General features: G+C 37.6%; 31 protein-coding genes. 20 read left to right on the forward strand and 11 right to left on the reverse strand.

Annotated features, from left to right (window positions below):
* Positions 1–1,006: 1,006 nt before the first annotated feature.
* The 11 genes from AC1Z3S_RS16515 (at position 1,007) to nrdI (ending at position 7,051) form a co-directional block, all read left to right on the forward strand.
* Positions 1,007–1,576: a hypothetical protein gene (locus tag AC1Z3S_RS16515; protein WP_461741265.1), complete on the forward strand. Its 570-nt coding sequence runs from the start codon at positions 1,007–1,009 to the stop codon at positions 1,574–1,576.
* An 84-nt stretch (positions 1,577–1,660) separates the two neighbouring features.
* Positions 1,661–1,999, forward strand: a complete 339-nt coding sequence (locus tag AC1Z3S_RS16520; protein WP_461741266.1) for a hypothetical protein — start codon at positions 1,661–1,663, stop codon at positions 1,997–1,999.
* A 140-nt stretch (positions 2,000–2,139) separates the two neighbouring features.
* Positions 2,140–2,490 (forward strand): hypothetical protein, encoded by a 351-nt coding sequence (locus AC1Z3S_RS16525; protein WP_265459460.1) that lies wholly within the window; start codon positions 2,140–2,142, stop codon positions 2,488–2,490.
* A gap of 10 nt (positions 2,491–2,500) precedes the next feature.
* Positions 2,501–2,701, forward strand: coding sequence for a cold-shock protein (locus AC1Z3S_RS16530; protein WP_265459461.1), 201 nt, complete (start codon positions 2,501–2,503; stop codon positions 2,699–2,701).
* Between the two features lie 299 nt (positions 2,702–3,000).
* Positions 3,001–3,261, forward strand: coding sequence for a SemiSWEET family transporter (locus tag AC1Z3S_RS16535; protein WP_265459462.1), 261 nt, complete (start codon positions 3,001–3,003; stop codon positions 3,259–3,261).
* A gap of 30 nt (positions 3,262–3,291) precedes the next feature.
* Positions 3,292–4,017, forward strand: coding sequence for a putative ABC transporter permease (locus AC1Z3S_RS16540; protein WP_416207867.1), 726 nt, complete (start codon positions 3,292–3,294; stop codon positions 4,015–4,017).
* A gap of 605 nt (positions 4,018–4,622) precedes the next feature.
* On the forward strand, positions 4,623–5,153 hold the full coding sequence (locus AC1Z3S_RS16545) for an STM3941 family protein (protein ID WP_461741267.1): 531 nt from the start codon (positions 4,623–4,625) through the stop codon (positions 5,151–5,153).
* Between the two features lie 13 nt (positions 5,154–5,166).
* On the forward strand, positions 5,167–5,682 hold the full coding sequence (locus AC1Z3S_RS16550) for a DUF6933 domain-containing protein (protein WP_461741268.1): 516 nt from the start codon (positions 5,167–5,169) through the stop codon (positions 5,680–5,682).
* Positions 5,683–5,701: 19 nt separating this feature from the next.
* On the forward strand, positions 5,702–6,127 hold the full coding sequence (locus AC1Z3S_RS16555) for a PAS domain-containing protein (RefSeq protein ID WP_265459465.1): 426 nt from the start codon (positions 5,702–5,704) through the stop codon (positions 6,125–6,127).
* A gap of 23 nt (positions 6,128–6,150) precedes the next feature.
* Complete coding sequence (locus AC1Z3S_RS16560; protein WP_265459466.1) at positions 6,151–6,525, forward strand: hypothetical protein; 375 nt, start codon at positions 6,151–6,153, stop codon at positions 6,523–6,525.
* Positions 6,526–6,598: 73 nt separating this feature from the next.
* Positions 6,599–7,051, forward strand: a complete 453-nt coding sequence (gene nrdI / locus AC1Z3S_RS16565) for a class Ib ribonucleoside-diphosphate reductase assembly flavoprotein NrdI (RefSeq protein WP_265459467.1) — start codon at positions 6,599–6,601, stop codon at positions 7,049–7,051.
* Between the two features lie 476 nt (positions 7,052–7,527).
* On the opposite strand, the gene AC1Z3S_RS16570 is transcribed toward nrdI, so the two are convergent.
* Entirely contained in the window at positions 7,528–7,818 is a 291-nt protein-coding gene (locus AC1Z3S_RS16570) for a hypothetical protein (RefSeq protein ID WP_461741269.1), read from the reverse strand.
* Positions 7,819–8,192: 374 nt separating this feature from the next.
* On the opposite strand from AC1Z3S_RS16570, the gene AC1Z3S_RS16575 reads away from it, so the two are divergent.
* Genes AC1Z3S_RS16575 through AC1Z3S_RS16585 form a run of 3 tightly spaced genes read left to right on the forward strand, consistent with a single transcriptional unit; the run spans position 8,193 to position 9,808 of the window.
* Positions 8,193–8,786 carry a TetR/AcrR family transcriptional regulator gene (locus AC1Z3S_RS16575; protein WP_461741270.1) on the forward strand — a complete coding sequence of 198 codons (594 nt, stop codon included), beginning with the start codon at positions 8,193–8,195 and terminating at the stop codon, positions 8,784–8,786.
* Complete coding sequence (locus tag AC1Z3S_RS16580) at positions 8,740–9,459, forward strand: MBL fold metallo-hydrolase (protein WP_461741271.1); 720 nt, start codon at positions 8,740–8,742, stop codon at positions 9,457–9,459. Before AC1Z3S_RS16575 ends, AC1Z3S_RS16580 begins: the two co-directional genes overlap by 47 nt.
* A gap of 7 nt (positions 9,460–9,466) precedes the next feature.
* On the forward strand, positions 9,467–9,808 hold the full coding sequence (locus tag AC1Z3S_RS16585; protein ID WP_461741272.1) for a YrdB family protein: 342 nt from the start codon (positions 9,467–9,469) through the stop codon (positions 9,806–9,808).
* A 307-nt stretch (positions 9,809–10,115) separates the two neighbouring features.
* On the opposite strand, the gene AC1Z3S_RS16590 is transcribed toward AC1Z3S_RS16585, so the two are convergent.
* The 3 genes from AC1Z3S_RS16590 to AC1Z3S_RS16600 all read right to left on the reverse strand — a co-directional run bounded on the left by AC1Z3S_RS16590 (position 10,116) and on the right by AC1Z3S_RS16600 (position 12,306).
* Positions 10,116–10,277 carry a hypothetical protein gene (locus AC1Z3S_RS16590; RefSeq protein ID WP_461741273.1) on the reverse strand — a complete coding sequence of 54 codons (162 nt, stop codon included), beginning with the start codon at positions 10,275–10,277 and terminating at the stop codon, positions 10,116–10,118.
* A gap of 42 nt (positions 10,278–10,319) precedes the next feature.
* Positions 10,320–10,493 carry a PspC domain-containing protein gene (locus tag AC1Z3S_RS16595; protein ID WP_461736089.1) on the reverse strand — a complete coding sequence of 58 codons (174 nt, stop codon included), beginning with the start codon at positions 10,491–10,493 and terminating at the stop codon, positions 10,320–10,322.
* Positions 10,494–11,025: 532 nt separating this feature from the next.
* The gene (locus tag AC1Z3S_RS16600) at positions 11,026–12,306 is read right to left on the reverse strand and encodes an MFS transporter (protein WP_461741274.1); all 1,281 of its coding nucleotides are present in this window, start codon (positions 12,304–12,306) and stop codon (positions 11,026–11,028) included.
* A gap of 431 nt (positions 12,307–12,737) precedes the next feature.
* Here AC1Z3S_RS16600 and AC1Z3S_RS16605 point away from each other — a divergent pair, with 431 nt between their 5' ends.
* Positions 12,738–13,511 (forward strand): HAD-IIB family hydrolase, encoded by a 774-nt coding sequence (locus AC1Z3S_RS16605; protein ID WP_461741275.1) that lies wholly within the window; start codon positions 12,738–12,740, stop codon positions 13,509–13,511.
* A gap of 361 nt (positions 13,512–13,872) precedes the next feature.
* Here the strand turns inward: AC1Z3S_RS16605 and AC1Z3S_RS16610 are convergent, their stop codons facing one another.
* On the reverse strand, positions 13,873–14,769 hold the full coding sequence (locus tag AC1Z3S_RS16610; protein WP_461741276.1) for a LysR family transcriptional regulator: 897 nt from the start codon (positions 14,767–14,769) through the stop codon (positions 13,873–13,875).
* A gap of 124 nt (positions 14,770–14,893) precedes the next feature.
* On the opposite strand from AC1Z3S_RS16610, the gene AC1Z3S_RS16615 reads away from it, so the two are divergent.
* Both AC1Z3S_RS16615 and AC1Z3S_RS16620 read left to right on the forward strand, forming a co-directional pair.
* Positions 14,894–15,736 carry an aldo/keto reductase gene (locus tag AC1Z3S_RS16615; RefSeq protein ID WP_461741277.1) on the forward strand — a complete coding sequence of 281 codons (843 nt, stop codon included), beginning with the start codon at positions 14,894–14,896 and terminating at the stop codon, positions 15,734–15,736.
* A gap of 15 nt (positions 15,737–15,751) precedes the next feature.
* Positions 15,752–16,603 carry an aldo/keto reductase gene (locus AC1Z3S_RS16620; protein WP_461741278.1) on the forward strand — a complete coding sequence of 284 codons (852 nt, stop codon included), beginning with the start codon at positions 15,752–15,754 and terminating at the stop codon, positions 16,601–16,603.
* Positions 16,604–16,782: 179 nt separating this feature from the next.
* Here the strand turns inward: AC1Z3S_RS16620 and AC1Z3S_RS16625 are convergent, their stop codons facing one another.
* A complete protein-coding gene (locus AC1Z3S_RS16625; RefSeq protein WP_461741279.1) occupies positions 16,783–16,968 on the reverse strand; it encodes a hypothetical protein in 186 nt (61 codons plus the stop codon).
* 85 nt (positions 16,969–17,053) lie between these two features.
* On the opposite strand from AC1Z3S_RS16625, the gene AC1Z3S_RS16630 reads away from it, so the two are divergent.
* Entirely contained in the window at positions 17,054–17,713 is a 660-nt protein-coding gene (locus AC1Z3S_RS16630; protein WP_461741280.1) for a cyclic nucleotide-binding domain-containing protein, read from the forward strand.
* A 135-nt stretch (positions 17,714–17,848) separates the two neighbouring features.
* Complete coding sequence (locus tag AC1Z3S_RS16635) at positions 17,849–18,178, forward strand: winged helix-turn-helix transcriptional regulator (protein WP_265459489.1); 330 nt, start codon at positions 17,849–17,851, stop codon at positions 18,176–18,178.
* 49 nt (positions 18,179–18,227) lie between these two features.
* On the opposite strand, the gene AC1Z3S_RS16640 is transcribed toward AC1Z3S_RS16635, so the two are convergent.
* Genes AC1Z3S_RS16640 through AC1Z3S_RS16660 form a run of 5 tightly spaced genes read right to left on the reverse strand, consistent with a single transcriptional unit; the run spans position 18,228 to position 21,511 of the window.
* Positions 18,228–19,178 (reverse strand): zinc-binding dehydrogenase, encoded by a 951-nt coding sequence (locus tag AC1Z3S_RS16640; RefSeq protein ID WP_461741281.1) that lies wholly within the window; start codon positions 19,176–19,178, stop codon positions 18,228–18,230.
* Complete coding sequence (locus AC1Z3S_RS16645; protein WP_461741282.1) at positions 19,179–19,814, reverse strand: ABC transporter permease; 636 nt, start codon at positions 19,812–19,814, stop codon at positions 19,179–19,181.
* The gene (locus AC1Z3S_RS16650; RefSeq protein WP_461741283.1) at positions 19,811–20,584 is read right to left on the reverse strand and encodes an ABC transporter ATP-binding protein; all 774 of its coding nucleotides are present in this window, start codon (positions 20,582–20,584) and stop codon (positions 19,811–19,813) included. Before AC1Z3S_RS16650 ends, AC1Z3S_RS16645 begins: the two co-directional genes overlap by 4 nt.
* Positions 20,577–21,212: an ABC transporter permease gene (locus AC1Z3S_RS16655; protein WP_461741284.1), complete on the reverse strand. Its 636-nt coding sequence runs from the start codon at positions 21,210–21,212 to the stop codon at positions 20,577–20,579. The genes AC1Z3S_RS16650 and AC1Z3S_RS16655 overlap by 8 nt, the downstream gene beginning before the upstream one ends.
* Before the next feature lie 2 nt (positions 21,213–21,214).
* A complete protein-coding gene (locus AC1Z3S_RS16660) occupies positions 21,215–21,511 on the reverse strand; it encodes a hypothetical protein (RefSeq protein ID WP_461741285.1) in 297 nt (98 codons plus the stop codon).
* Positions 21,512–21,811: 300 nt separating this feature from the next.
* Between AC1Z3S_RS16660 and AC1Z3S_RS16665 the strand changes: the two genes are divergently transcribed.
* On the forward strand, positions 21,812–22,723 hold the full coding sequence (locus AC1Z3S_RS16665) for a glycine betaine ABC transporter substrate-binding protein (protein ID WP_461741286.1): 912 nt from the start codon (positions 21,812–21,814) through the stop codon (positions 22,721–22,723).
* Positions 22,724–22,739: the final 16 nt, after the last annotated feature.

Raw genomic sequence — 22,739 nt, forward strand, 5'->3', positions numbered from 1 at the left:
GTTCGGCATGGTTCGGACAAATAAACTCTTATAAACGTTGATATGCCAGTGTTTTCAAGTAGTGGTTCGAATGGTTCGGGTATTTCATACTTAGTGGGGTACACATATTTTTATGCAGTTGATTTTACCGTGTTGGACAAAAAAGTCCATGACGTGTTTCCCCAGCATTATATATAAATAAAACTCGGTGGGTTTGAGCCACCTTGAAATTCAAGATTATTCTGTGTGATTTAACAAAAAAAATATCTTTAAACAAGGTAGCTATTTGATACTCTGTAAGTCATAGCAATATGTAGCCCGATATTATCGGTGTACTTCAGTCCCCGCGAGGACAACAGAATAAGTATACCCTGTCTAGAAAGTAAAAATACTGGCGACATTAGCGACACTAGCTAAAAACACTGGTACAGAGGGCTTTATAAGGATTGATATCCAGCTAGTCGCAAAAAACACTGGCGACACTACCGGCGACAAAAAGTAAACCCTCTTTTCTGTCGCTAGTAGTGTCGCCGGTTGAAAAGTAAGAATGGATTTTTTTAACAGTTTTAAACGTTGATATAACAGCGTTTTGAAAGATGTCGCCAGTGTCGCTAGTAAATTTAACTTTTCACAGGGGTACACATATTTTATGCAGTGAATTTAGCCGTGTTGGGATATTGAAGAATCTATCGAGTAGGTCCGAGGAACCACTCGGTAATACTCGATAGCCCCTGCAGGTGCCAACGAGAATACACCTTTGACCCTGCAGGGTCAAAGGTCAATACATTATCAGCGTTTTAATGATTTTTGAAAAAACGGCTCAAAGCCTTGTGCGGCATAGGATAGAACGAATAAGAAGGAGTATTGATTATGTAGTATATTCAATACTAAAAATTGGAGAGAAGAACAAGCTGAAAAATAGAATTTTATATTTTGATGGAAAGAGTCAAGAAGCTAACAGAATACGAGGAGAACCTATTCTGTGAACAATATCAATATTAATCTTAAAAAACAAAGGAGAATCATCATGAAAACATTAAATCAAATTAAAGAATTATTGAACGACAAGCTAGACGAGAACAAGCAAATCATAGACGCAAAAAAAAATAATATCATGCGGACGGAGCAATGTATAAAAGCTATCAATGATGATTTAGTTAAAGCTCAAGAAAATGAGGATTTTAAAGCGTATGATGAGGCGAAAAAAGCGCTATGGACTGAGGCAAATACAAAAGATTTACAGATTAAACAATTGGAGAAGATGCAGCAAACAAAAATAATCTCACCAGAAGAAGCTAAAGAACTGCACAAAGAGGTATTAACACTTGCGAATGCTGCTAGAAAAATGCAATTCAGACGAGCGTCTAAACTTTTACAAGAGCTGAAAGAGATTTCTGATCAATCGCTTGAATTAAAAGAGTTGACAAATGAACTATTGAAATTAATCAAGTATGACTTGCGAAGTGATTTTGCCCCTGTATATAGTATCTCAGACGAGTACAAGCCGGATATGGTTTACGGACTGTATGGACAAATTAAAGATACCCCAATGTTTGAACCGACAATGAAGGAAGGCTTAGACGATGATAGAACATAAACAAGGCAATCCGTATAGTTGGTATGACAACATGGTAAGTGGAGCAGAGTACGAATAGCAAGAGAAGACAAAGGAGAATAGATTATGAAAGAACGAAAATATATCGATATTGAAGGCATGAAAAAACGTGCTGACGCTGAGCTTCAAGCGAGGGTGGAGGAGTCTAAGAATAGAATGCGTAAGCAACAAGAAGCTTATATAAAGAAGAGAGAAGAAGACCAGTCACTCTTCAATAAGTCGTTGGAGTCAATGCACGCTAAGAATGAGAAGAAGCGAGAGATTGAGGCGGAGAAAGAAAAAGCCAAAGCAATTGCTGAGGTTGAAGCAAAGTATGAAAGTAAAGGTGTTAAGTCAACAAAACAAATGGAATTAGAAAATTCTTATAGAAACTTGTTAGGTGGTCTAAAAGGATTGGACGATTAAATAAATCATCAACAGTAGTGAGAGAAGCTATGGAAAGGGGGGGGGGATACCCACCCCACCGGCGGTTTGTCCGTACTTCACGCCGTCACTGTACATTTCTTCTCGCGTCCTATGTCAATACAAAGAAAGAAGGCATAAATTTGGCATTTAAAACATGCGCAGTATGTAGTAATACATTCTCCAACAGCCGAAGTAATGCCGTATATTGTAGCTCTGTATGTAGACAAAAAGCACGCAATAAAAGGCGTTCCCATAAAGGCAACGAAAAAACTAAACGGCCTTCCAAAATAGTTGATAACCCTAAAAATAATATTCTTCCATATAGTAGTATGACACCTTTAGAGTATTGGCGGAAATATAAAGAAGAACTTTTAGAATCTGAAAGAGAATTCAATTTCAAAGGATTTCATCTTGTGGGTGGTATAGATATTCATGAAGAGAATTTTGAATCTCTAGTGGTCGAGCAATTAGAAAACAAAAAAAGAAAGTAGGAAGTTGATTATGCAAAGAGGAACAGTAAAGTGGTTTAATTCTGAAAAAGGTTACGGCTTTATCAGTGGAGAAAATGGCGAAGACTACTTCGTTCATTATTCAGAAATCGTAGGTGAAGGATATAAAAATTTAGAAGAAGGGCAAAAAGTGGAATATGTCCTTGGTGAAAACCAAAAAGGAGCTGTAGCAACTAACGTTGTGATTTTATGACAATTAAATTGGACTACTAAAATACCAGCCAATTATGGTATAATTAAACTACAAATAAACGTTTATGGGCTTGACTGGAGTAGCTGCCATAAAAGCCAAGACATAGCTTTGTCGAGCTTCTTATCGGACTGAAAATTGTAGGCGAGGTTGCAAACTTGCTGGACTAGGAATGATGAGAAGTTGCAAGTCCATTTTAGAAAAAAATTTTGGTATAATTAGATGGCCATCTCTTTTGAGGTGGCTTTTTTGGTATACTATTTTTAGATGATATTTAAATAAAAGTATAAGAAGGAATATAAATGGATAATAATAAATTTATAAAGTATTTGAGTTGGATAGCTACAGCGATGTCTATCATGATGTATGTTTCCTATATCCCGCAGATTATGGATAATCTTTCTGGATCTAAAGGAAATCCAATTCAACCATTGGTAGCCGCAATAAATTGTAGCCTATGGGTAGTATATGGACTATGCAAGAAACCTAGAGACATCCCACTAGCAACAGCTAATTTCCCTGGGATTATCTTTGGAATCGTAACATTCTTAACAGCAATATGAATTAATAATAAGTGAGGAAAAACCTTGAGTATAGAAACGATTTTTATGACATTTATTGTCTACGCTTTTGTAGGGTGGATTTGGGAAAGTATTTTTTGTTCAATTAAGGACCGACATTTTGTCTATCGAGGGTTCTTACTTGGGCCGTACTGTCCTGTATATGGCTTTGGTGTAACTGCAGTATTGTTGTTAGTACCGGAGAACGCAGGAACTTTGCTGAACTTGTATTTTAACGTTGTTGTCATTGTGACAATCATTGAATATATAACTAGCTGGTTACTTGAAAAAGTTTTCAATATGAAACTTTGGGATTACACAAATGTCCCTTTAAATATTGGAGGTAGAGTCGCAGTGTCTGTCTCTCTTTTCTGGGGAATCGGATGTCTCATTCTGATAAAAATTATCAACCCATTTTTCCAAACGTATATTCAGCTATTCATAAATAATACAAAAGGCATTGGACCAATTATTTTGGCAATCTTGTTTTTAGCGGATGTCGTGACAACATTTACATTTACTATGACTACTAAAAAAGAAGTCGAAGCCAATATAGACGAATCGGACACAGAGAATGCAGCAATCAAGGAATATAGATTAAAGCATTTATTTGAGAATAGAAAATCCTCTAAGGGTAGAACAAGAATCCTTCAAAGATTATCTCAAAGACCAAAGAACCTACGACTTCATAACTTGAACAGGATTGTTAAGAATTATCCTAACTTGACTTTTAAAAAAATGAAGAGAAACGAAAAATAAAAATTAAATTATCTTCAATATATGTAGACTTTTAACCTTATTTTTTTCTAACTGAATCAGTTGTTTTAACAGGGCAAGTTCGATTTAGAAAATAAGTTTGGCATACTGGATTATCTATCTCTGTGAGGTGGTTTTTTTATAAACGAAAGAGCTATTTGATACTCTGTAAGTTAAAGTAGTAGGTAGCCCGATACAATCGGCATACCCTGTACTTTTTGGTACACCTTATTAAAACGAATGGGGCTGAGTTATTTAAAAAGTGAGGTCAATTTGATTGACCTTGAATCATTGCAACAAAACAGATCACTTTGAGTGATGTGTTTGACGATTGATAATTTGTTGCGTAACAGCGTCGAAAATATCGACAACGTTGTTATGTTCATTAATAGCAGCTTAAATTAGCCGCAGTCAACTTTGCTAGGGCTTAAGAATAGGTAAGAGTAAATTTGCGCTGACGACACCGAAAATAACGGCGTTGTTCAACAATAGTGGCGAAATACGTTAGTTGCAAGGGGAACCTTGGCTATTTTTTGTTTGCCATCTCTTATGAGGTGGCTTTTTTTGGTATAATCTTTATATTCAAATAATGTAGTTGGAGTGAAAGTATGGAAAAAGAGTACGTTGTTTATCAAAGTAAGAGCAAACAAGTTGGGTTATCGCTGCTTGGCTTATTGATGGTATTAGTTAGCCTTGTATTATTACTTATAGGAATAACAGAAGCTGAATATTGGTTTTTAGGGATAGGTATAATAGGTTTTTTATTTTTCGGTGCTTGCGAGATTTACATAGTAAAGCAGGTTTTTTTAGGAAAGAAATTGATTGTTTTATCAAAGGTTGGATTCAATGATTATAGTAGTGCGTTAGCAACTAAAGATAAAGTTATATTATGGGACGATGTTAAAAAAATTGAGAATAAAGATATGCTGAACCAGTCGTTTGTATCAGTGTATTTGAAAAACCCAGAAGAATTTTTGTCTGATCTATCCAGTTTCCAGAGAAAGGCAATAGCTGCAAACGTAAAAATGGGTTTTGGAGAAATAAATATAACTTTACAAAGTGCAAAAAAATGCACTAACGATCAGTTAATAGAAAGGATGCATAGCTTTATAGATTCATCAGGAAATAATAGTCTATAAAGGAGTCTATACTATGAAAATCATACCTACTAAGAAAGCAATTCCTCTGTTTTCGTATATCCGTGATTCGCAGAAGAAAATAAATGATGACGAACGGTCTTTTTATTCATGGCACGCAAATTACTTCACAGTCAATCGGAAGAAAATTCTTGTTTTAGATAATGACCTAACACTTTCGCCAGTAGTGTTAGCCGATATAAATGCAAAAAATAAAAAGAACTTGGAAGAGCATATCAAACTTGGAATTGAAGAAATTTTTAGCTATAGTGATGTTTCCTCATCGCAAATTAGTTGCTATCTTTTAAAGGCTGGGCAAATAGAATTAGCCTGTAATTATAATCGCTCAATGATTGGCGTAGTAAATAATATGATTCAACTCATCAAACTTAATCCGGAAGATATTGATTTTAATTCAATCATACAGCCGAAAATTATGCAGTGGCTATCAGAAATACCATTTAAAAGCCAAACACCAGAATATATCGTTAGTCAAGATGCTACTAAAGAACATTTAAGTAAGTTAGTTTAAAAAGAAAAGGGGAAAATCAATGTCATCAATTGAGTTGGAAACAGGTAAATTAACGATTGACCAATTAAACGGTATTTTTAAAGTTATCCCACAAGAATTTGATTTTATAGATGAAAACGACATTGTGAGGTGGTACTCTAATAACTCTATGCGTTTGTTTGACAGAGATAAGAGTGCTTTAAATAAGCACGTTTTAGATGTGCATCCAGGAAAAAGTAGCAGTCGAATAACTAAACTTCTTGAGCAAATGCATAGTGGAGAAATCAGTCAACAAATTATGGTCATTCCAGCAAAAGGAAAACAAATTCAAATTAGTTTTTTCTCGGTGAGAGACTCAGAGAACAATTATATCGGTTGTATTGAAGTGACTCAGGACGTTTCACATTTAGTTGGGAAGTCAAAAATTGGACATTTCTTTAATTTGATTAAAAAGGGTTTTAAATAATTGAGCTGAATGGAGAATAAATTATGAAGAAAAAATTAGTAGTAGCCATAGGAATTATTGTGTTAATCATAGGAGGAATTTTAGTCATCAATCATTTAAAAAACGATGATTCACAATGGCTTGTAGGGAGCTGGGAATCTTCTGATAGTGAACTTAGCAGCACATTGGATATAACATCTACTAATAGCGATGAGATAACATTGGCTATTGATGATCAAGAAGCGATGCAACTCAGCCGTGTAAATAAAAATACTTCTGAAGCATTAGTATACAAATCAAGCGATGGTACCACCTATAAATTTATCAAAGTATCTGATACTAAATTGAAATTTATATTGACCGCAAAAGAAGGTTTGCTAGGTCAAACTGATGCCTTGATTTACAACAGAGTAAAGTAGAGGACTTAACGTTATTTTAGATAATCTCTTTATACGAAAGAAGAACTTGTTAAAGTAAAAGAAAGGATATTTTATGAATTTATTATATATATCAATCTCTGGTAATACTCGTTCTTTTTTAAAAAGATTACAGAGTTTTGCAGAAGAACAAAAAAGAGTGAATACTAATGCTGTAACCTTTACTCTGAAAGAAATTGATGACAACTGCTTATTCGAATCAGAACTAGAACCTTTTATAGCTTTTGTACCTACCTATTTAGAGGGGGGAAACGGAGTAGATAATGGAACTCAAGAAATATTAACAGAAACTTTGAGAGAATATATCGAGTTTGAGAATAACGCTTCTCGTTGCCTTGGTGTAGTAGGTAGTGGAAACAAGAACTTCAATCGCCAATACTGTTTAACAGCAAAACAATACGCTCAACAGTTTGATGTTCCAATGTTAGAAGATTTTGAATTAAGGGGAACTTCTGCGGATATAGAAAGAATTTATGCTATTTTATCAGAGCTTAGAGACAACTCATAGATCATAACTAAATTGTTAAATGTAAGGTAATAGCGCCCCACGCTAGACGAGTATTTTTTGACTGCATATTGACTGCATTTGAAATAATTATATGCAATTGAAAGAAATATAAAATTGGTAGAAATGCTGATTTAACAAGTATTTTAGCATGATATAAAACACCAGAAAATGCAAGCTGTAATATACATCGAACAAGGGAAGATTGCGAAGGTCTAACAAAAAAACGGCGTGAGATAGCGCCGTTTTTTTTACATTCTATTTACAGAGACGGCTAGATTGTGAAGGCTGGTCTAGTCAGTCACTTACTTAACTATCGGATGAAATCTGAGACTGATAGTTAAAAAGCGACCTACGCAAATTTTTTATTTACAGTGTACGTTTAATTGGATTTTTACTTGTGAGCGTTCTGAGGAAATAGCAAATTTAAGCTACGGGATGCGTAAAACGGGTAGGAAGAACGAATAAGATCAACAAAATCAATTTTGCATACTAAAAGCAGCATCTGAAAATTTAGCTGCCAAACTTTCATAAGTTCTAAAGGCTCTAGGATTCAGGCGTTCATAATAGTCGGGCTTATCTTCTAACAAAGTTGCTAAAGAAGCAGGGTGAATATAATACGGCTCATCATTTTTGAAGGCTTCTATCCAAGGAGCATAAAAGAAACAACCAAATTCCACAAGTTCCTGTTGCTTCTTAGTCAAATCAGAATATTTTTCAGCCTGCAAAATAGCTTCAACGGTTAAGTATTCTTCTTCTGTGCTAAACATTTGAGGTCCTCCTTATCATTTTTAATGGTTACCACCAGTATAGCATGGAAAGAAAATACTCTTTTAGCATAAATTTAGCCAATATAACAAGATAAAGATTGATAATTCAACTTTAATGAAAACTTTTCAATTAAATTCTTTTAATTTCTCGATTTTTAATAATTTTATTTCTTATATTGAGAAATAAAAATAAAATCAGCCAGTTTTGTTAAATGAATTCTATCCTTTTCTGGCTCAATTTACTTTTCAAATAGATTGAAAGAGGAAATAATTTTCAACAAATTTCTGAGTTCTGTTACAGAATAATTGACAATTAGTAATTCGACACGTATCATGTAACCAATGGTTAGGTTTTAATTTGAAAGGATTATTAGATGAATAATACAGAGAAAAAAATTTTAAGTGTATCCCGAAATTTATTTGCTGAAAAGGATGCGAGTCAAGTTACCGTGAGGGAAATCGCTGAAAAATCTGGTATTTCCCATACGACGATTTATTTGTATTTTAAAAGTAAGGAAGAAATTATTCGGGCAATTGCTTTGGAGCCCTTGGAAAATTTATTTGAAGAACTTTTGGAGATTACCAAAGATGACCAAGAGCCAGCGGAAAAATTATTCAGCCTCTGCAATCACTACATTTCTTTCGGCTTTGAACAGAAAAACATCTACAAATTGGTTTCGCTATATGAAGGAGAGCGGGTGGATTTGCCAAGCTATTCAGCTCTTTTGAGTAAAAATCGCATGAAGAGCCTAGAGTTATTGCGGGAAGCAATTTTTGAATGGCTGCCGGCGGATTTGGCGGAAGAGAAAAAAATCAATATTGTGCGGGGTGTTTTCTTTTTTCTCCATGGCATAATTATGACCTATGAAAATGAAGAGCAACAAGATTTGAAACGAATTCAAACGATTGTGAGGGACTATCTTGACTACACTATTTTATCCAATCATCACGAAGAAAAAAATTATTAGCCAACACATTGAAAAATTTGAATTCAACTTAGGCATCATGGTAGTTAGTTGTTGGCGAGTGGAGCAGGAGGGGCGCTATTACCTAATCGATTCTGGCATGGGCCAGATGGCCAGCTACCTGCTAAACAACTTTATGGAAAATCAGCAGCTTGAGGCTGTCTTTTTAACGCACGGTCACTCTGATCATATCAGTGGAGTTGCCACAGTAAAACAGAATTTTCCTGACGCACCTGTGCTTATTTCTCAGCTGGAATTCGCCTATATTAGCGGGGAGAAACCATATCCCAAAAGGAAAAAAACAGAGAAAAAAGTTTTTCCTTTGTCGACCTTTTTGAGTTTGGAAAGTGAGTCGGGTCAACAGCTGCAAAAAGATGCGGGTATCGAGGCTGTCTTCACGCCCGGCCATTCACCAGGACACCATTGTTTTTATCATGCCGAGGATGATGTACTAATTGCCGGCGATTTATTTACAACAAATCGTGCCGGCCAGTTAAAGCCACCAATGAAAAAATACACAGCTGATTTACCGTTGGCGCTGAAAAGCGGGCGTACTATTTTAGAAAACTATCCAAAGTCGCTTTTAAGCATATGTCATGGGACTGAGGTTGAAAATAATTTTGGCGAAAGCGAGCAATTATCGTGGCTGACTAACCCAACCAATAAGGAGCAGTGACAAGCAGATGGACATCATTTTTTTAATCAATTCCGGACTAAGGTTTCTGCTTGAAATAGGCAGCGTTGTGATTTTAGTCATCGCTGGTTTTTCAAGACAAAAATTTCCGCTAAATATTTTGGTTGGCCTTATACTGCCGACGCTTTTTATTCTTTTATGGGCCTTTTTTGTGGCACCGGCTTCGACAACTAGAGCATCGATTCCAATTCGGTTATCTATTGAATTTGTGATCTATCTATCAACGGCACTGGTGATTTACAAAAGTTATACTGTTAGGCTGGCAGTCATGTACCTTATTTTTTCTCTGCTCAATAGCCTATTAAATGTGTTCAGTGATACTTATTTTTGAAAATTGCTGGAGCTTTAGCTTAGTTGCGGAAACTTCCATTAGATTTCTTCTTGGTGGAACTCAGTAAAAGTTTGAGCAGTTATAAAACAAGTGGACATCAATAAATAAATAAAAAGAAACGGCCTGAGCAGCCGTTTCCACCAATATTCAGATATTAATTTATTACTATTCTAGTGCTCAACGTATCATTCATCAACCACGAAAAAATTAGAACATCAGAAATTCAAACTCCGCTACCAAACATGATAACTAAAGCAAACCCACTCAGCGCTGTTCCTCAACTATTCTTACTAAAGCTCAAAAATAGCTACTTACTGACTCTGGCTTTTCTAACATAGAAAAAGCTGTTCAAAATTGCATTCAGTAAAAAAAGCACGCCAGCAATTTTTGTAAGGTTTCCCGGCAAAATCATAATAATAATCGCAGCAACCAGATTAATCGCGGCAGTAACTCCATAGTAATTTTTCATATTAGCTTCTCCTCTCAGTCTAGCGAAAATTGCCTAGTGCAATCACCAACTATTTGAACTGGGTAAAAATAAAGCTAAGATAATGTACGGAATCACCAATCCGGGCAACAGAAAAAGCAGACGAAACATGATGGCCGGGGCTCCAAAGTATTCTGCTAAACCACCGCAGACACCCGCAATCACTTTATCAGTAGAAGATCTTCTTAGTTGTTTCATGCTCATTTCCCCTTTTAGATAATTATATCATAATGGCAAATAGCTGAAGTGGGCTGAACAATAAGTCATTTGGCAGGTAAATTAATAGCGGCTGCTTTAAACTGTGCGTTTTGATAGCTTTTTTGCAGGAGTATGCCGATTTAATTTTTTAGAAAGATATTTTTATACGAATAGGCTAAAAGCACAAGGCCTGTCAGCGTACTAAAATTTAACGGAGTTACTTGAAACACAAAGAAATAAAGGATTTGTAAGGTTAAAATACTCAAGGCAATGACAAAAATGAATTTATAAAGTAACGGAACTAAATCTTTGTTTTTTTCTGGTTTATTCGACATGCAGCTCACCTCTTAGTTAAATTCTATCATAAAAGAGCTCGCTGGTTTTGCATTTAAAAAACAATGCAAAAATTTGTTAGAATAGTAGAAATTTTAAAATAGTTACACTAAAAAACATCCTGAACTGGATTGCAGCAATCAGCAAATGCGAATTGTTGTAGTAAGTTCAGGATGTTTAAATATATTTTGGCTAAAATTTATTCAGGAATAATCACGGCTTCATCAAGTTTCAGCTTAGAAAGCTTGGAGGTCATGATGGTAAAAATAATGAGTAGTAAGCCTGTTGCGACAAAAAGGATACTGCATAAAACAACAGTCGAAACAGCTGTCAGATCAAACAAGTAACCAAAAAGTAAAATACTAATCGGCATGATGGCCATCCCGCAAGTGGACATGACGCTGAAAACCCGACCTTGCAGTTGGTGAGGAATGTTTTTTTGCAACCAGACAGTATAAGGCACATTTAAAGTTACAATTAAATAACCGCTAATAAACATCAAACCGTAGACAGCTAGAATGCCTAGGAAATTAGCAGGTATCAAAACGACAAAGCCAAACAGAGTGATTAATAAGCCTAACTGCAAACATTTATTGTAGAGATGCTGGATTGGCTCTGAAACATCCTGTTGTTTTTTGATTAGGATGCCGCCGATTAAAAAACCGAAACCGTTAATGGCTTCACCAAAACCAAATTGTAAATTGCTGGCTTTTAAAGCTTGGAGAAATAAAACCGGTAAGCCAACACTGAAAATGCCTAAGAAAAAGTTGACTGATAACGCTAAAGTCATTCCGAAAAGTAGGTATTTTTGCCCCTTGATAAATTGCAAGCCTTCTTTAAAGAGGGTTAGCTGGGATTGTTTTACTGGAGCGGCTTTTTCAGCCGCTTTTTGGAAGTTGAAATTTAGTAAACTTGTAAAAATTAGGGTTAGGATTTCAGTCATTAATTCTAATAGGATAAATAAATAAAAAGGTAGCAACGTGTAAAAAAAGGCACCAAAGATTGACGAAATAACACCAGCGGTTGAAGAAGTCATCTGCGAATAGGCGGATAATTTGCTCAAATGTTTTTCAATCACTAAATGAATGGTGGATGCTTGACGTGCAGTTGAAGTAAATTGATCGCTGATTTTCAAAATAGCGATTAAGAAAACGGACGCTGCCAATAGATGATTTTGAATATAAGGAAAAGCCATCCAATAAGCAAGCAACCCAACTATTGTGAAGGATTGACTAAGAATAATAATTAATTTTCTTGAATACTTATCAATCAGCGGTCCTACAAAGGGCAAAAGAACCAAGCCAATAATCGGAGAAATAATTGCTGATAATGCGAAGCTATAGACGGAGCCCGTTCGCTCTAATAACATAAAGCTCAAGCCAAAAGTAAAAATACTGCTGCCAAAATCGCCAAACAAACTGCTCAAAACGGTTAAATGAAGTTGCCGGGCTGATTTTTTTTCTAAAGTAATGGTATTCATAGGTCTTCCTTCTCTCTGTTTTCTTCTTTGATTTGTATTCAGTGTACAGCTTTAATTCAATTGAAAAAAATTATGTTTCAGATTTGAAACAAATTAATGGGAAGTAAATTTGAATTTTTCGCATTAGTTAGGAAAATGTCGCCATGTCCTCTAGTATAGTCAGAGGATTTTCTGCAACTGTTGTTGTAATGATAGCTTTTTTTACCTCTTTTAAAATTTATTAATCCGCAAAAGGTTGTTTCTCTTCTTTAACGTTCCATAAAATATTTTGCTTTTTCCAAATCACCGCTTTTTAAGCCGAATGGTCATGAAAAAAATTGCTTTGCAGCATTTTATGTAATTTTTGATTTAAAGTTTTCAGGAACTTTAGTAATATATGAATAATTTAAAATTTTTTTGGAACTGGAAATTCAAAAAATGGAGGTAAAAAAATGAAGAAAATCATTGTCAGTGATTTAGATGGAACGCTTTTAAAAGAAGATAAAACACTAAGCGAATACACAAAAATGGTTATCGAAAAACTTAAATCAGCGGGTTTTATTTTTGTGATAGCTACTGCTAGACCGAAGGATGCCGCTTTGAAACTGATAGGGGAGTTGCCCTTTGATGCGGCGATTTTTCAAAACGGCGCCCACGTCTTGTTGGCAGACTCCAAAGATGAATACGCTGTAATCGAGCAACAAGCTGCGTATGCTATCATTCAAAATATCAGTGAGGTGACGGGCCAAGCAAATGTGGCCATCGAAACGATCACAAATCGTTATGCTAATTTTGACTGTTCTTCATTATGGCCTGATGTCACCTTTGCCAAGGAAAATTTCAGAACTGCTACTCATGATGATATTTTGAAAATATTAGTACCATTAGGTGAAAATCAATTTTTCGATAAAAGTTGGCTAAAGCGAGGACTGCATTTGTCTATTGCTGAGGGAAAATTGGCTATGATAACTAAAGAGCAGGCTACCAAATGGGGTGGCTTAACGAGGATTCTCGCCTATTACAATTTGCCTACGGAAAAGCTAATTTCCTTTGGCGATGATTTGATTGATTGTGAAATGCTTCAAAAAGCTGGCAGAGGCGTTGCTATGAAAAATGCTCTGCCTGAGGTTAAGGCGGTGGCAAATAATATTACCGTGGATGATAATAATCACGATGGGGTAGCAAGATGGTTAGAAGAAAATATTTTGAAAGATGAACTGAAGTAAAAATGAGAAGCTGTGATATTAATGAAAACAGAACTGATTTTTCCGAACAGAATCTAGCAAGCATTACTAAATGTTGAGAAGTTACGATGAAGACTTACTTACCAGTAGTTGTACACGCACATTCTGTCTCAAGGACCCACTGGACCACAGAGACAAATACAATACAATTCGGGATTCCATCTGTTAACAGGATTAATGTCACAGCCGCTCAAGGTATTTTCAAGTAAAAATTTTTTTAGCAAATCTATTTTTTCCAAATGAAAAAAGCCTTAAATCAGTTTTGTGTGCTTAAACATCTAGTTAGATATTTTCGCTAGCTTAGCTCAAAAAGCATGATTTTAAATATCAGGCTACAGATTATCTATCCTCTTCTCTGCACAAAAGCAACATACTCTAAAAACTTTTTCACCTCTCGGCTGGGATGCAAGGGGTAAAGTAAGCCGAAGATATTTTGATAAGACCAATTGATAGGCAGCGTCACAAAATTCGGCTGCACGTATTGCCATTGGGGTAAAGAAAGTAATAATTTGTCGGACTGGTCATATTTATTAAAGACATTCATGTCGTAAAATTCTGATGTGATTTCCTGTTGAATTTCGGGATATTTTTCCGCTAAGTCTGCCTGCAACTGGCCGACGGGGCGATTAGGCGAACTTTTTCCTGAGACTAGCGTTTCACCAAACAAGTCGCTGATTTCTAGTTTTTCCTTTTGGGCCAGCGGATGGCTTCTGGGCACGGCGATAGTAAATGTGACAGGATATAATTCCAAATAATTAGCCAGTTTTTCGGTGATATCGGCGGTATAGGAACCGGGAATGATGTCGTAAGTTTCTCCTAGTTGATGCAAAACCGAGATAATTGTTTCACGATTATCATCGAAGGGGACAATTTCAAAGGAAAAACGATTATTTTCCTTTAGCACTTGATTCAGCAGCTGAGAAATTTGCTGGCTGGGATTCAAAATAGAGCTGCCAATTTTTATTTTCCAAGGATTGTCCGTTAATAAATTATCTGCACGAGTCATTGCTTCTTTCGAAAAAGCAATGATTTTTTTTGCGTCTGTGTAAACGGATTGCCCGACCTCGGTCAAGGTAATGCCTTGATGGGTCCGCTCGATTAATTGCAAATCCAATTGTTCTTCTAATAAATTCATCTGCTTCATCACAGCAGGGGCGGAGATAAACAGTGCTTCAGCCGCTTTGGCAAAACTGCCGGTGTCGGCCACTTTGATAAAGGTATCTAAGAGATGATTATACATAGCTAACTCCTTTGCATTAACTGTTAGTTAACGCCATCTTAACATTTTTCAAATTCTCAGACAAACGAGAAGGTGTTAATCTAAGTTCATAGCAACGAAGCAACACAGAAAGGAAGAAAATAAAATGGATTATGTCACTTTAAATAATGGTATCAAGATGCCGCAGCTAGGTTTTGGCGTGTTTCAAATCCCCGATTTAAAAGAAAGTGAAGCAATTGTCAGCGCCGCGTTAACAGCTGGTTATCGCTTGATTGATACGGCGGCAACTTATTTAAATGAAGAGGCTGTCGGTAAAGCAATTGCCAAAAGTGCGATTCCCCGAGAAGAAATTTTTGTTACAACGAAACTTTGGCTGCAGGATGCCGGTTATGATGCCACCAAAAAAGCTTTTCAAACATCATTGGATAAGCTGGGCTTAGATTATGTTGATTTGTATTTAATTCATGTCCCCTTTAACGATTATTACGGCTCATGGCGGGCCATGGAGGAATTATATAAAGCCGGCAAAATTCGGGCGATTGGCGTCAGTAATTTCAGTGAGGATCGTTTAGTCGATCTGATTATGAATAGCGAAATTAAACCGGCCGTCAATCAAATCGAAATTCATCCTCTGCGGCAACAACGCCGAGCTTTGGAAGTTATGAAGGAATACGATGTGCAGGCGGAAGCTTGGGCACCATTTGCAGAAGGAAATGGCAATATTTTTCAAAATGATACCTTAATAAAGATTGCTGAAAAATACGATAAGTCTCCAGCACAAGTTATGCTTCGCTGGCAGCTGCAAAGGGGAACAGTCGTGATTCCCAAGTCAGCCAATGTCCAACGGATGCAGCAAAATATTGATGTCTTTGATTTTGAATTGAGCTCAGCAGATATGGAGGCAATTCAATTATTGGAGACTGGTTTTAAAATTGTCGATCATTTAACGGCAGACATTGCCCAATCATTTAATGAAGTCAGAATGTAAAAGGAGAAATTTATTATGGAATATGTAATATTAAACAACGGCATTCAAATGCCTATTATTGGTTTTGGAGTTTATCAACTAACAGATGATAAGGAAACTGAAAGAATTGTCGGTGAAGCTATCAAAGCTGGCTACCGTTCCTTTGATACATCATCAGCCTATTTCAATGAAGAAGCTGTCGGCCGGGCCATCGCTAACAGCGGCGTGCCTAGAGAAGAGTTATTTATCACCTCAAAATTATGGGTCCAAGACGCCAGCTATGATAAAGCAAAAGCGGCTTACCAAGCCAGCTTGACTCGTCTAGGCTTAGACTATTTAGATTTATATTTAATTCATCAACCCTTCGGCGACTATTATGGTGCTTGGCGGGCCATGGAAGAATTATATGCAGCCAAAAAAGTGCGGGCAATTGGTGTCAGCAATTTTGATGATGCCCGCTTGGCTGATTTGATTTTAAATAATCAAATCACTCCAGCATTAGACCAAGTGGAAACCCATCCCTTCTTCCAACAAAAAACAGCTCTGGAAACCATGAAAAAATACGGTGTTCAAATTGAATCATGGGGACCTTTGTCACAAGGTGGCCAAGGCATTTTCACTCAGCCGGTTTTGGTTGACTTAGCAAAAACCTATCAAAAATCTGTCGGCCAAATTATTTTACGCTGGCATGTCCAACGGGGCGTGGTTGTAATTCCTAAATCCACCAATACTGAACGCATGAAGGACAATTTAAATGTCTTTGATTTTAACTTATCAGATACCGATATGGAAAACATTGCTGCCCTTGACTTAGGCCACAGTGAAGCTATCAATTATCTAGACGCAAGTGCCGCAGAAATGCTGAATGGTCTAAAAATATACGATTGATGTTAATGGTTTAAGAATAAGTGGATAGGTTGTTACGCAGTTTGTGATGGCGATTGTAGTGTTGATAGGAACAAGTTAAAAAAATGCAGACCCTTTTGTCTAAAAATCTCAGTTTGCCACACAACGCAACCCACAAAAAAACTCAGCTTAAGGTTTGAAGAAACCGAAGCTGAGTTTTTTTATTCTGCATGTAATTGTTTCCGATAATATTTCAAAGCGTTAGCCTTTTGATAGCGGATTTCATTTTGTTGGACTTTTTTGGCTTGTTGCAACATTCTTTTGGCCGTGTTAACACGGACTACTTTAACAACGAGCATAGTCACTGCCAGCATGAGCAGGGCAAGTATCAATTCGATTGAGGTCATTTCCCTCACCTCCTGTAAGTTCATGATAACGGAAATTGTTTTACAACAACTAGGACATATGTCATACTTTTTGCGAGGTGATTTGATGAAACGAGAGAAATTTTCAAAAAAATATGAAAATGTGTTAACTCGCTGGCAGTTAAATCCAATTGATTATCAAAAATGTGAAATTTTCACCTATAAACCACGGGAAACTGTTTTAGAAGAAGGCAGTCAAGTCGATTATGTTTTTCTGGTGGTTTCTGGCCGGGCCAAGGTCTGCAACTACACCACAAATGGTAAAAATTTGGTGCTAAGTTATTTCATTTCTTCAGGGATTTTTGGTGATATCGAATTGATTTCAGAGCATCAAACCGCTACAGCGACGATTATCACTGTCTCTGAATTTGTCTGTATTGGTATTCCAAAAAATATTTATCAACAGCGGTTGTTGAATAATTTAGGATTTGTGACTCTAATAGCCAAAGGTTTGGCGGAAAATGTTGTGACCACCTCTAAAAATCAGCTGGCCTCTTCTTTTTATGCTGGTGAAGAGCGCCTGGCCTTTTATCTCTGGCAAAATGCCTACAAAAATTATTTTGAAGATAATTTAACAGACACAGCAGCCTCTGTGGGCCTCAGCTATCGCCATCTATTTCGGATTCTCAATCAATTTGTCGCGGAGGGTTACTTGAAAAAAAAGGGCAAAGGCTATCTGATTTTAAATGAAGCGGCTTTGAAGGCGTTAAGTTTTCCGGAGAATTAACGAAGAAAATTCACAGCAAGGATGGAAATTTTTTGACTTTAGTTTCTGTTCACAACTCCCAGTTGAAAAAGTCAAAAAGAATTGCTAATATAAAATCAGTTAGTTACTTACTTTTTGAAACCAAGGAGAAGATGCATGCTTACAAAAGATGAATTACCCTATTGTCCGGTAGCCACAACGGTGGACTTGATTGGAAATAAATGGAAATTATTAATTATGCGGGAGTTGTTGAAGGGAACGCAGCGCTTTAATGCGATTCACAAGGCAGTTGATGGCATCAGTCAAAAGGTGCTCACGGAAAATTTAAGAAAAATGGAACAGGACGGGATTGTTGCTAGAGAAGTTTTTCCTGAAGTTCCGCCCCGTGTTGAGTATTCTCTGACGGACTTAGGCGAGTCATTACGGCCGATTATCAGCTCAATGAGTGATTGGGGCACGGCCTATATTCAAGAAAATTTAATGTAAAAAATTGTGAGACAAGCGTAAATATAAGCTTGTCTCACATTTTTTTGTTTTAAGGGAGCACTACCACTTTGCCGAAGCTTTGGCTGCTCTCTAAATATTCATGGGCTTTGGCAGTATCTTTTAAAGAAAATATTTTTTCTGGAGTGACAGTAAGCTGATAATTATCAATGAAAGCAAAGAGTTGCTGCATACGGGGGGCATCGACATCGCCGGAATGAAAGCCGGTCAGATATGCGTTATTGGTGTCAAAAATCGGATCAAAGCCCTCTAGGTACCATTGACCGCCTAATAATCCGGTGTTGCAAACAATGCCCTCCGACAAAATATGCTGAAAACTATTTTTGATTGTGGCCGGGCCGATTAGTTCAAAAATTTTATCGAATTTTTGCTCTGTTTGCAGTTGGCCTTTTTGATCCAAAATGACCTCGGTAAAACCAGCAGCCAAGAGACTGTCTTTTTTGCTGAGGCTGCGGCTGGTGCCGACAATTTCGATATCGGGAAATTGGCTTTTAACTAATTTTAAAAAGGCCAAGCCAACGCCGCTAGTACCGCCACGCACTAAAATTTTATCTTCAGCTTTGATTTTCAGGCGTAAATAGGAGCCAAAAGCGGTGTAATAAGTCTCTGGCACTGCGGCTAGGTCGGCCCATGATAGCTGAGTGGTCACTGGAAAAATTTGTTTATTCGGCAGTAAAACATATTCGGCATAGCCGCCATCAAATTCTCGGCCCATTTCCCCCATAATCGAGACGACTTTTTGGCCAACAGGAAGGTGCTGCTCATCGGTGGTTGCAGCAATTTCCCCGACTGCTTCAATACCTAAAATGCGGGGGAACTTTACTGACGGAGAGAGACCTTGGCGGGTGAAAATTTCCGAGTGATTGACACCGAAGCCCTTCACTTTGATTAATGACCAACCGGGTTTGACTTTGGGCGTAGGCACTTCTGTGTAAATTAATTTTTCCGGTCCGCCGGCTTCGTAAACGACAATAGCTTTCATTTAAATTTCCTCCAGTGCTAATTTTTTTATGGTGATATATTCGATAATTTTTAAGATGCTGCTGCTTAAGAGGCACAGCAAAATTGTTAGCAACGTTCCCCAAACAATTTTTATCAAGCTTTGTGTTCGCAAGCCGTCAAAAAGAATGGTGCCTAATCCGCCGGCATTAATGGTGGCGGCGATAGTAGCGATGCCGATGATGGAGGTCAAGGCTAAGCGAATGCCGCTGAAAATTCCTCTCGCAGCTAAAGGCAGTTGAATTTTTTTAAAGACTTGCTTCTCAGTCATACCCATACCGGTGGCCGCTTCAAGTAAAAGCGGGTCAATTTGCTGGATGCTGGTGACAAAGGTGCGTAGCAAAATATATTCGCTATAAAGACTTAAGACTATTATAGCAGTTGTGCTCCCTAAACCGGTGAAAGGAATCAGCAGTGCAAAAAAGGCGTAGCTGGGGACTGCATATAAAGCGGAAAAGAAATAAGTAAAAGTAGTCAGCCATTTAGGTTTGGCTGAGAAAAAAAGAATCAACAGGCCGGCCGCCACCAAAGCCACTGCTAATGAAAACAAGACTAGTTGTAAATGTTGTACAAGGGCCGTCGTTAAATGCCCGTGAAAGTTTACCCAATAAGCAATCATTGATACTGCCTCCAAATTTCTTCTTCGGCATAGACAGTGGCCAAAAGATTTTTTACAAATGTTGTTTTCGGCTGGCGAATGATATTTTCAGGGGTGTCAAATTGTTCGATTTGACCAGCCTGCATAATCATCACCTTCGTGCCGAGGAAAAATGCTTCGGTGATATCATGAGTTACAAAAAGAAACGTCTTGCTTGCTAAACTTTGGTGCAATTCTTTTATCTGCTTTTGCAACTCTTTTCTAGTAATCGCATCGACAGCTCCAAATGGTTCATCCAGCAAAAGGATGTCGGGATTTGCCGCCAATGCCCGGGCCACGCCGACTCGCTGTTGTTGTCCGCCGGAAAGCTGACGAGGGAAACGCTTGGCAAATTCTTCGTAGGGTAGTTGGATGGTCGCCATCAATTCTTTGATGCGAGCCGTTGTTTTTGTTTTTTCCCAATTTAATAAATCAGGAACAGTGGCGATATTTTTTTCGATTGTGTAATGGGGAAAGAGGCCAATTTGCTGGACAACATAACCGATTTGCCGCCGCAGTTGATTGACATCAAAACTTGCGACAGCTTGACCATAGACTTCAATTTCACCAGCGTCTGGTTCAATCAGGCGATTGACCATTTTTAAAGTGGTGGTTTTTCCAGAGCCGGAAGTGCCAAGAATGGTGACAAATTCTCCTTGATGAATCGTAAAGGAGAGTTGGTCAATAGCCGTTTCTGCGGCTCCGGTAAATTTTTTTTGAACATGTTTAAAGGAAACTGCTACATTAGACATAATTTTTTTTCACCTTTCTAATCATCAGGTCAAAGAGGGCAATGCAAAGCAGCGACAACAGAGTGACTGAGCCGCCGCCAATCAAAAGTAAATCCATACGATACAAACCTAGTCCGGTAAAAATTAATGTCCCCAGTCCACCAGCACCGATGTAAGTTGCTAAAGTGGCACTGGCTAAAATTTCCACCAAGGCTAATTTTAAGCCGTTCAAAATAAAGGGCAGGGCCAACGGGATTTCAATTTTAAAAAATAATTGCCGCTGATTCATGCCAAGACCGCTTGCGACCTCTTTGGTAATTTTGGACACTTCATGAAAGCCCAATGCAGTATTAATCAAAATTGAAGGGATGGCCAAAAAAATTAGCGCAATCAGCGCCGGCAATTCCCCCACGCCGATTAGCGGAATTAGCAAAAAAAGCACCGCTAAACTGGGAATGATGCGCAATAATTGTGACATCGTTTGAAATAATTCAGCCAGCGGTTTAATGCGATAACTTAAAAAACCAAGGGGCAAGCCGATTAGAGCTGCAAAGAAAAGAGCCTTACCGCTGATGAGTAAATGGGTAATAAGGTAGCCGCCATATTGCGGGCTGCTGGTTTCAAAATAGGTTAAAATTTCTGACAACATGACTAATAGCCTCCATAAAATTGATGTTCCTTTGACCAGTTCAGCAGCTGGCCGACAATTTTCAAATAGTCTTGGCCCGTGTCGGTTAGCTGATAAAAACAAGTGGTAGAAGTTAGTGTTTTGCTGACTAAACGAGCATTGCAAAGCTCCCACAAGGCTTGCGAGGCTTCTTTTCTATTTCGCCAAAAATGCAATTGAATAGCCTGCAGACTTTGAGCCGGCTGATAAGCTAAAAAATTTAAAATGAAAAGTTTAATCCGCGGTTCAATCATCGTAATAAAAAGTTCCTCTGGCTTCATGTGCCTGCTCCTTAGTGCATCTATTTAGTAGCAATGCTAACTAATTATTTCCTCCAATAATTTCAGCGGAAAAAATCGTTGAGTGAATTAAAGAATTAAATCAATACATCGTATTCGTTTAGCTGAAATTTTTACTAGCTAGCTATTGTTGTTCTCAGCATAACTTGAAAATAATCAGAAAAATAGTAGGCACTTTTTTATTAGATAGTTACTAAAAGGTAAGTGACTAATAAAAAAGTGCCTACTTCTCAAAATATTTTCCACCGGTTAAGATGATTTTAGCGAAACGGAGGAGTAGAAATGGAAATGAAAAAATTAATCATCAGCGGGCTTGTCACCCTAGCAGTAATGGCTTTAGCCGCCTGCGGAAATAGCGCCGGTACTGCCAGCAGTTCAGCTGCTGAAAAAGGAACGATTAAAGTTGGTTCAAAGGATTTCACTGAAAGTTTGGTAATCAGCGAAATTTATGCCGATGCCTTGGAGGACCACGGTTATACAGTGGAGCGGGTCCAAAATATTGCCAGTTCCGTTATCCCCCAATCAATTGAAGCTGGCGAGGTTGATATTTATCCTGAATACACCGGCACGGCACTCTTGAGTATTTTTGATTTACCTTTAGAAACGGATCCAGATGCGGTCTTTGAAACGGTTAAAGCAGCCCATGAAGCAGATGGCGTGTTGACTGTTCTAGATTATGCACCGGGAAATGACGGCCAAGGGATCGCCATCAAAACTAGCGTGGCCGAGGAGTACGGCATTGCCACCATCAGCGACCTACAAGCTAATGCTGATAAAATTCGCTTTGCCTCTCAAGGAGAATTTGACGAACGGGCAGATGGACTCAAAGGTTTAGCGGAGGCTTACGGGGAATTTAATTTTGCTTCTTCAACGGTCTATGACAATAGTTTGAAGTATCAAGTTTTATTAAGTGATGAAGCCGATGCGACCCCCGCCTACACCACAGAAGGCCAACTATCAGATAAATCTGAGTTCACCGTTTTGGAGGATGACAAACAATTTTGGCCGCCTTATAATTTAATGCCAGTTGTTCGCCAAGCTGTTTTAGCAGACAATCCAGAAGTCGCCGAAATTATTAACCAGATTGATGCGGGCATGGACACTGATACTTTAATCGAACTCAACGCTAAAGTTGATTTAGATGGTGAAGATTATGCCACGGTTGCTAAAGACTATTATGAATCTGTAAAATAAAGGAGCTATTCAAATG

The sequence above is a fragment of the Enterococcus sp. LJL90 genome, from assembly GCF_056924355.1.

Excerpts from the sequence above, each read along its gene's own strand:
- AC1Z3S_RS16530 (WP_265459461.1), top strand. The coding sequence starts at position 2,501 with ATGCAAAGAGGAACAGTAAAGTGGTTTAATTCTGAAAAAGGTTACGGC.
- AC1Z3S_RS16615 (WP_461741277.1), top strand. The coding sequence starts at position 14,894 with ATGGATTATGTCACTTTAAATAATGGTATCAAGATGCCGCAGCTAGGT.
- AC1Z3S_RS16600 (WP_461741274.1), bottom strand. The coding sequence starts at position 12,306 with ATGAATACCATTACTTTAGAAAAAAAATCAGCCCGGCAACTTCATTTA.
- AC1Z3S_RS16660 (WP_461741285.1), bottom strand. The coding sequence starts at position 21,511 with ATGAAGCCAGAGGAACTTTTTATTACGATGATTGAACCGCGGATTAAA.
- AC1Z3S_RS16625 (WP_461741279.1), bottom strand. The coding sequence starts at position 16,968 with ATGACCTCAATCGAATTGATACTTGCCCTGCTCATGCTGGCAGTGACT.
- AC1Z3S_RS16575 (WP_461741270.1), top strand. The coding sequence starts at position 8,193 with ATGAATAATACAGAGAAAAAAATTTTAAGTGTATCCCGAAATTTATTT.
- AC1Z3S_RS16560 (WP_265459466.1), top strand. The coding sequence starts at position 6,151 with ATGAAGAAAAAATTAGTAGTAGCCATAGGAATTATTGTGTTAATCATA.
- AC1Z3S_RS16515 (WP_461741265.1), top strand. The coding sequence starts at position 1,007 with ATGAAAACATTAAATCAAATTAAAGAATTATTGAACGACAAGCTAGAC.
- AC1Z3S_RS16610 (WP_461741276.1), bottom strand. The coding sequence starts at position 14,769 with ATGTATAATCATCTCTTAGATACCTTTATCAAAGTGGCCGACACCGGC.
- AC1Z3S_RS16590 (WP_461741273.1), bottom strand. The coding sequence starts at position 10,277 with ATGAAAAATTACTATGGAGTTACTGCCGCGATTAATCTGGTTGCTGCG.
- AC1Z3S_RS16650 (WP_461741283.1), bottom strand. The coding sequence starts at position 20,584 with ATGTCTAATGTAGCAGTTTCCTTTAAACATGTTCAAAAAAAATTTACC.
- AC1Z3S_RS16585 (WP_461741272.1), top strand. The coding sequence starts at position 9,467 with ATGGACATCATTTTTTTAATCAATTCCGGACTAAGGTTTCTGCTTGAA.
- AC1Z3S_RS16665 (WP_461741286.1), top strand. The coding sequence starts at position 21,812 with ATGGAAATGAAAAAATTAATCATCAGCGGGCTTGTCACCCTAGCAGTA.
- AC1Z3S_RS16605 (WP_461741275.1), top strand. The coding sequence starts at position 12,738 with ATGAAGAAAATCATTGTCAGTGATTTAGATGGAACGCTTTTAAAAGAA.
- AC1Z3S_RS16595 (WP_461736089.1), bottom strand. The coding sequence starts at position 10,493 with ATGAAACAACTAAGAAGATCTTCTACTGATAAAGTGATTGCGGGTGTC.
- AC1Z3S_RS16535 (WP_265459462.1), top strand. The coding sequence starts at position 3,001 with ATGGATAATAATAAATTTATAAAGTATTTGAGTTGGATAGCTACAGCG.
- AC1Z3S_RS16645 (WP_461741282.1), bottom strand. The coding sequence starts at position 19,814 with ATGATTGCTTATTGGGTAAACTTTCACGGGCATTTAACGACGGCCCTT.
- AC1Z3S_RS16655 (WP_461741284.1), bottom strand. The coding sequence starts at position 21,212 with ATGTTGTCAGAAATTTTAACCTATTTTGAAACCAGCAGCCCGCAATAT.
- AC1Z3S_RS16630 (WP_461741280.1), top strand. The coding sequence starts at position 17,054 with ATGAAACGAGAGAAATTTTCAAAAAAATATGAAAATGTGTTAACTCGC.
- nrdI (WP_265459467.1), top strand. The coding sequence starts at position 6,599 with ATGAATTTATTATATATATCAATCTCTGGTAATACTCGTTCTTTTTTA.
- AC1Z3S_RS16640 (WP_461741281.1), bottom strand. The coding sequence starts at position 19,178 with ATGAAAGCTATTGTCGTTTACGAAGCCGGCGGACCGGAAAAATTAATT.
- AC1Z3S_RS16550 (WP_461741268.1), top strand. The coding sequence starts at position 5,167 with ATGAAAATCATACCTACTAAGAAAGCAATTCCTCTGTTTTCGTATATC.
- AC1Z3S_RS16545 (WP_461741267.1), top strand. The coding sequence starts at position 4,623 with ATGGAAAAAGAGTACGTTGTTTATCAAAGTAAGAGCAAACAAGTTGGG.
- AC1Z3S_RS16570 (WP_461741269.1), bottom strand. The coding sequence starts at position 7,818 with ATGTTTAGCACAGAAGAAGAATACTTAACCGTTGAAGCTATTTTGCAG.
- AC1Z3S_RS16555 (WP_265459465.1), top strand. The coding sequence starts at position 5,702 with ATGTCATCAATTGAGTTGGAAACAGGTAAATTAACGATTGACCAATTA.
- AC1Z3S_RS16520 (WP_461741266.1), top strand. The coding sequence starts at position 1,661 with ATGAAAGAACGAAAATATATCGATATTGAAGGCATGAAAAAACGTGCT.
- AC1Z3S_RS16635 (WP_265459489.1), top strand. The coding sequence starts at position 17,849 with ATGCTTACAAAAGATGAATTACCCTATTGTCCGGTAGCCACAACGGTG.
- AC1Z3S_RS16620 (WP_461741278.1), top strand. The coding sequence starts at position 15,752 with ATGGAATATGTAATATTAAACAACGGCATTCAAATGCCTATTATTGGT.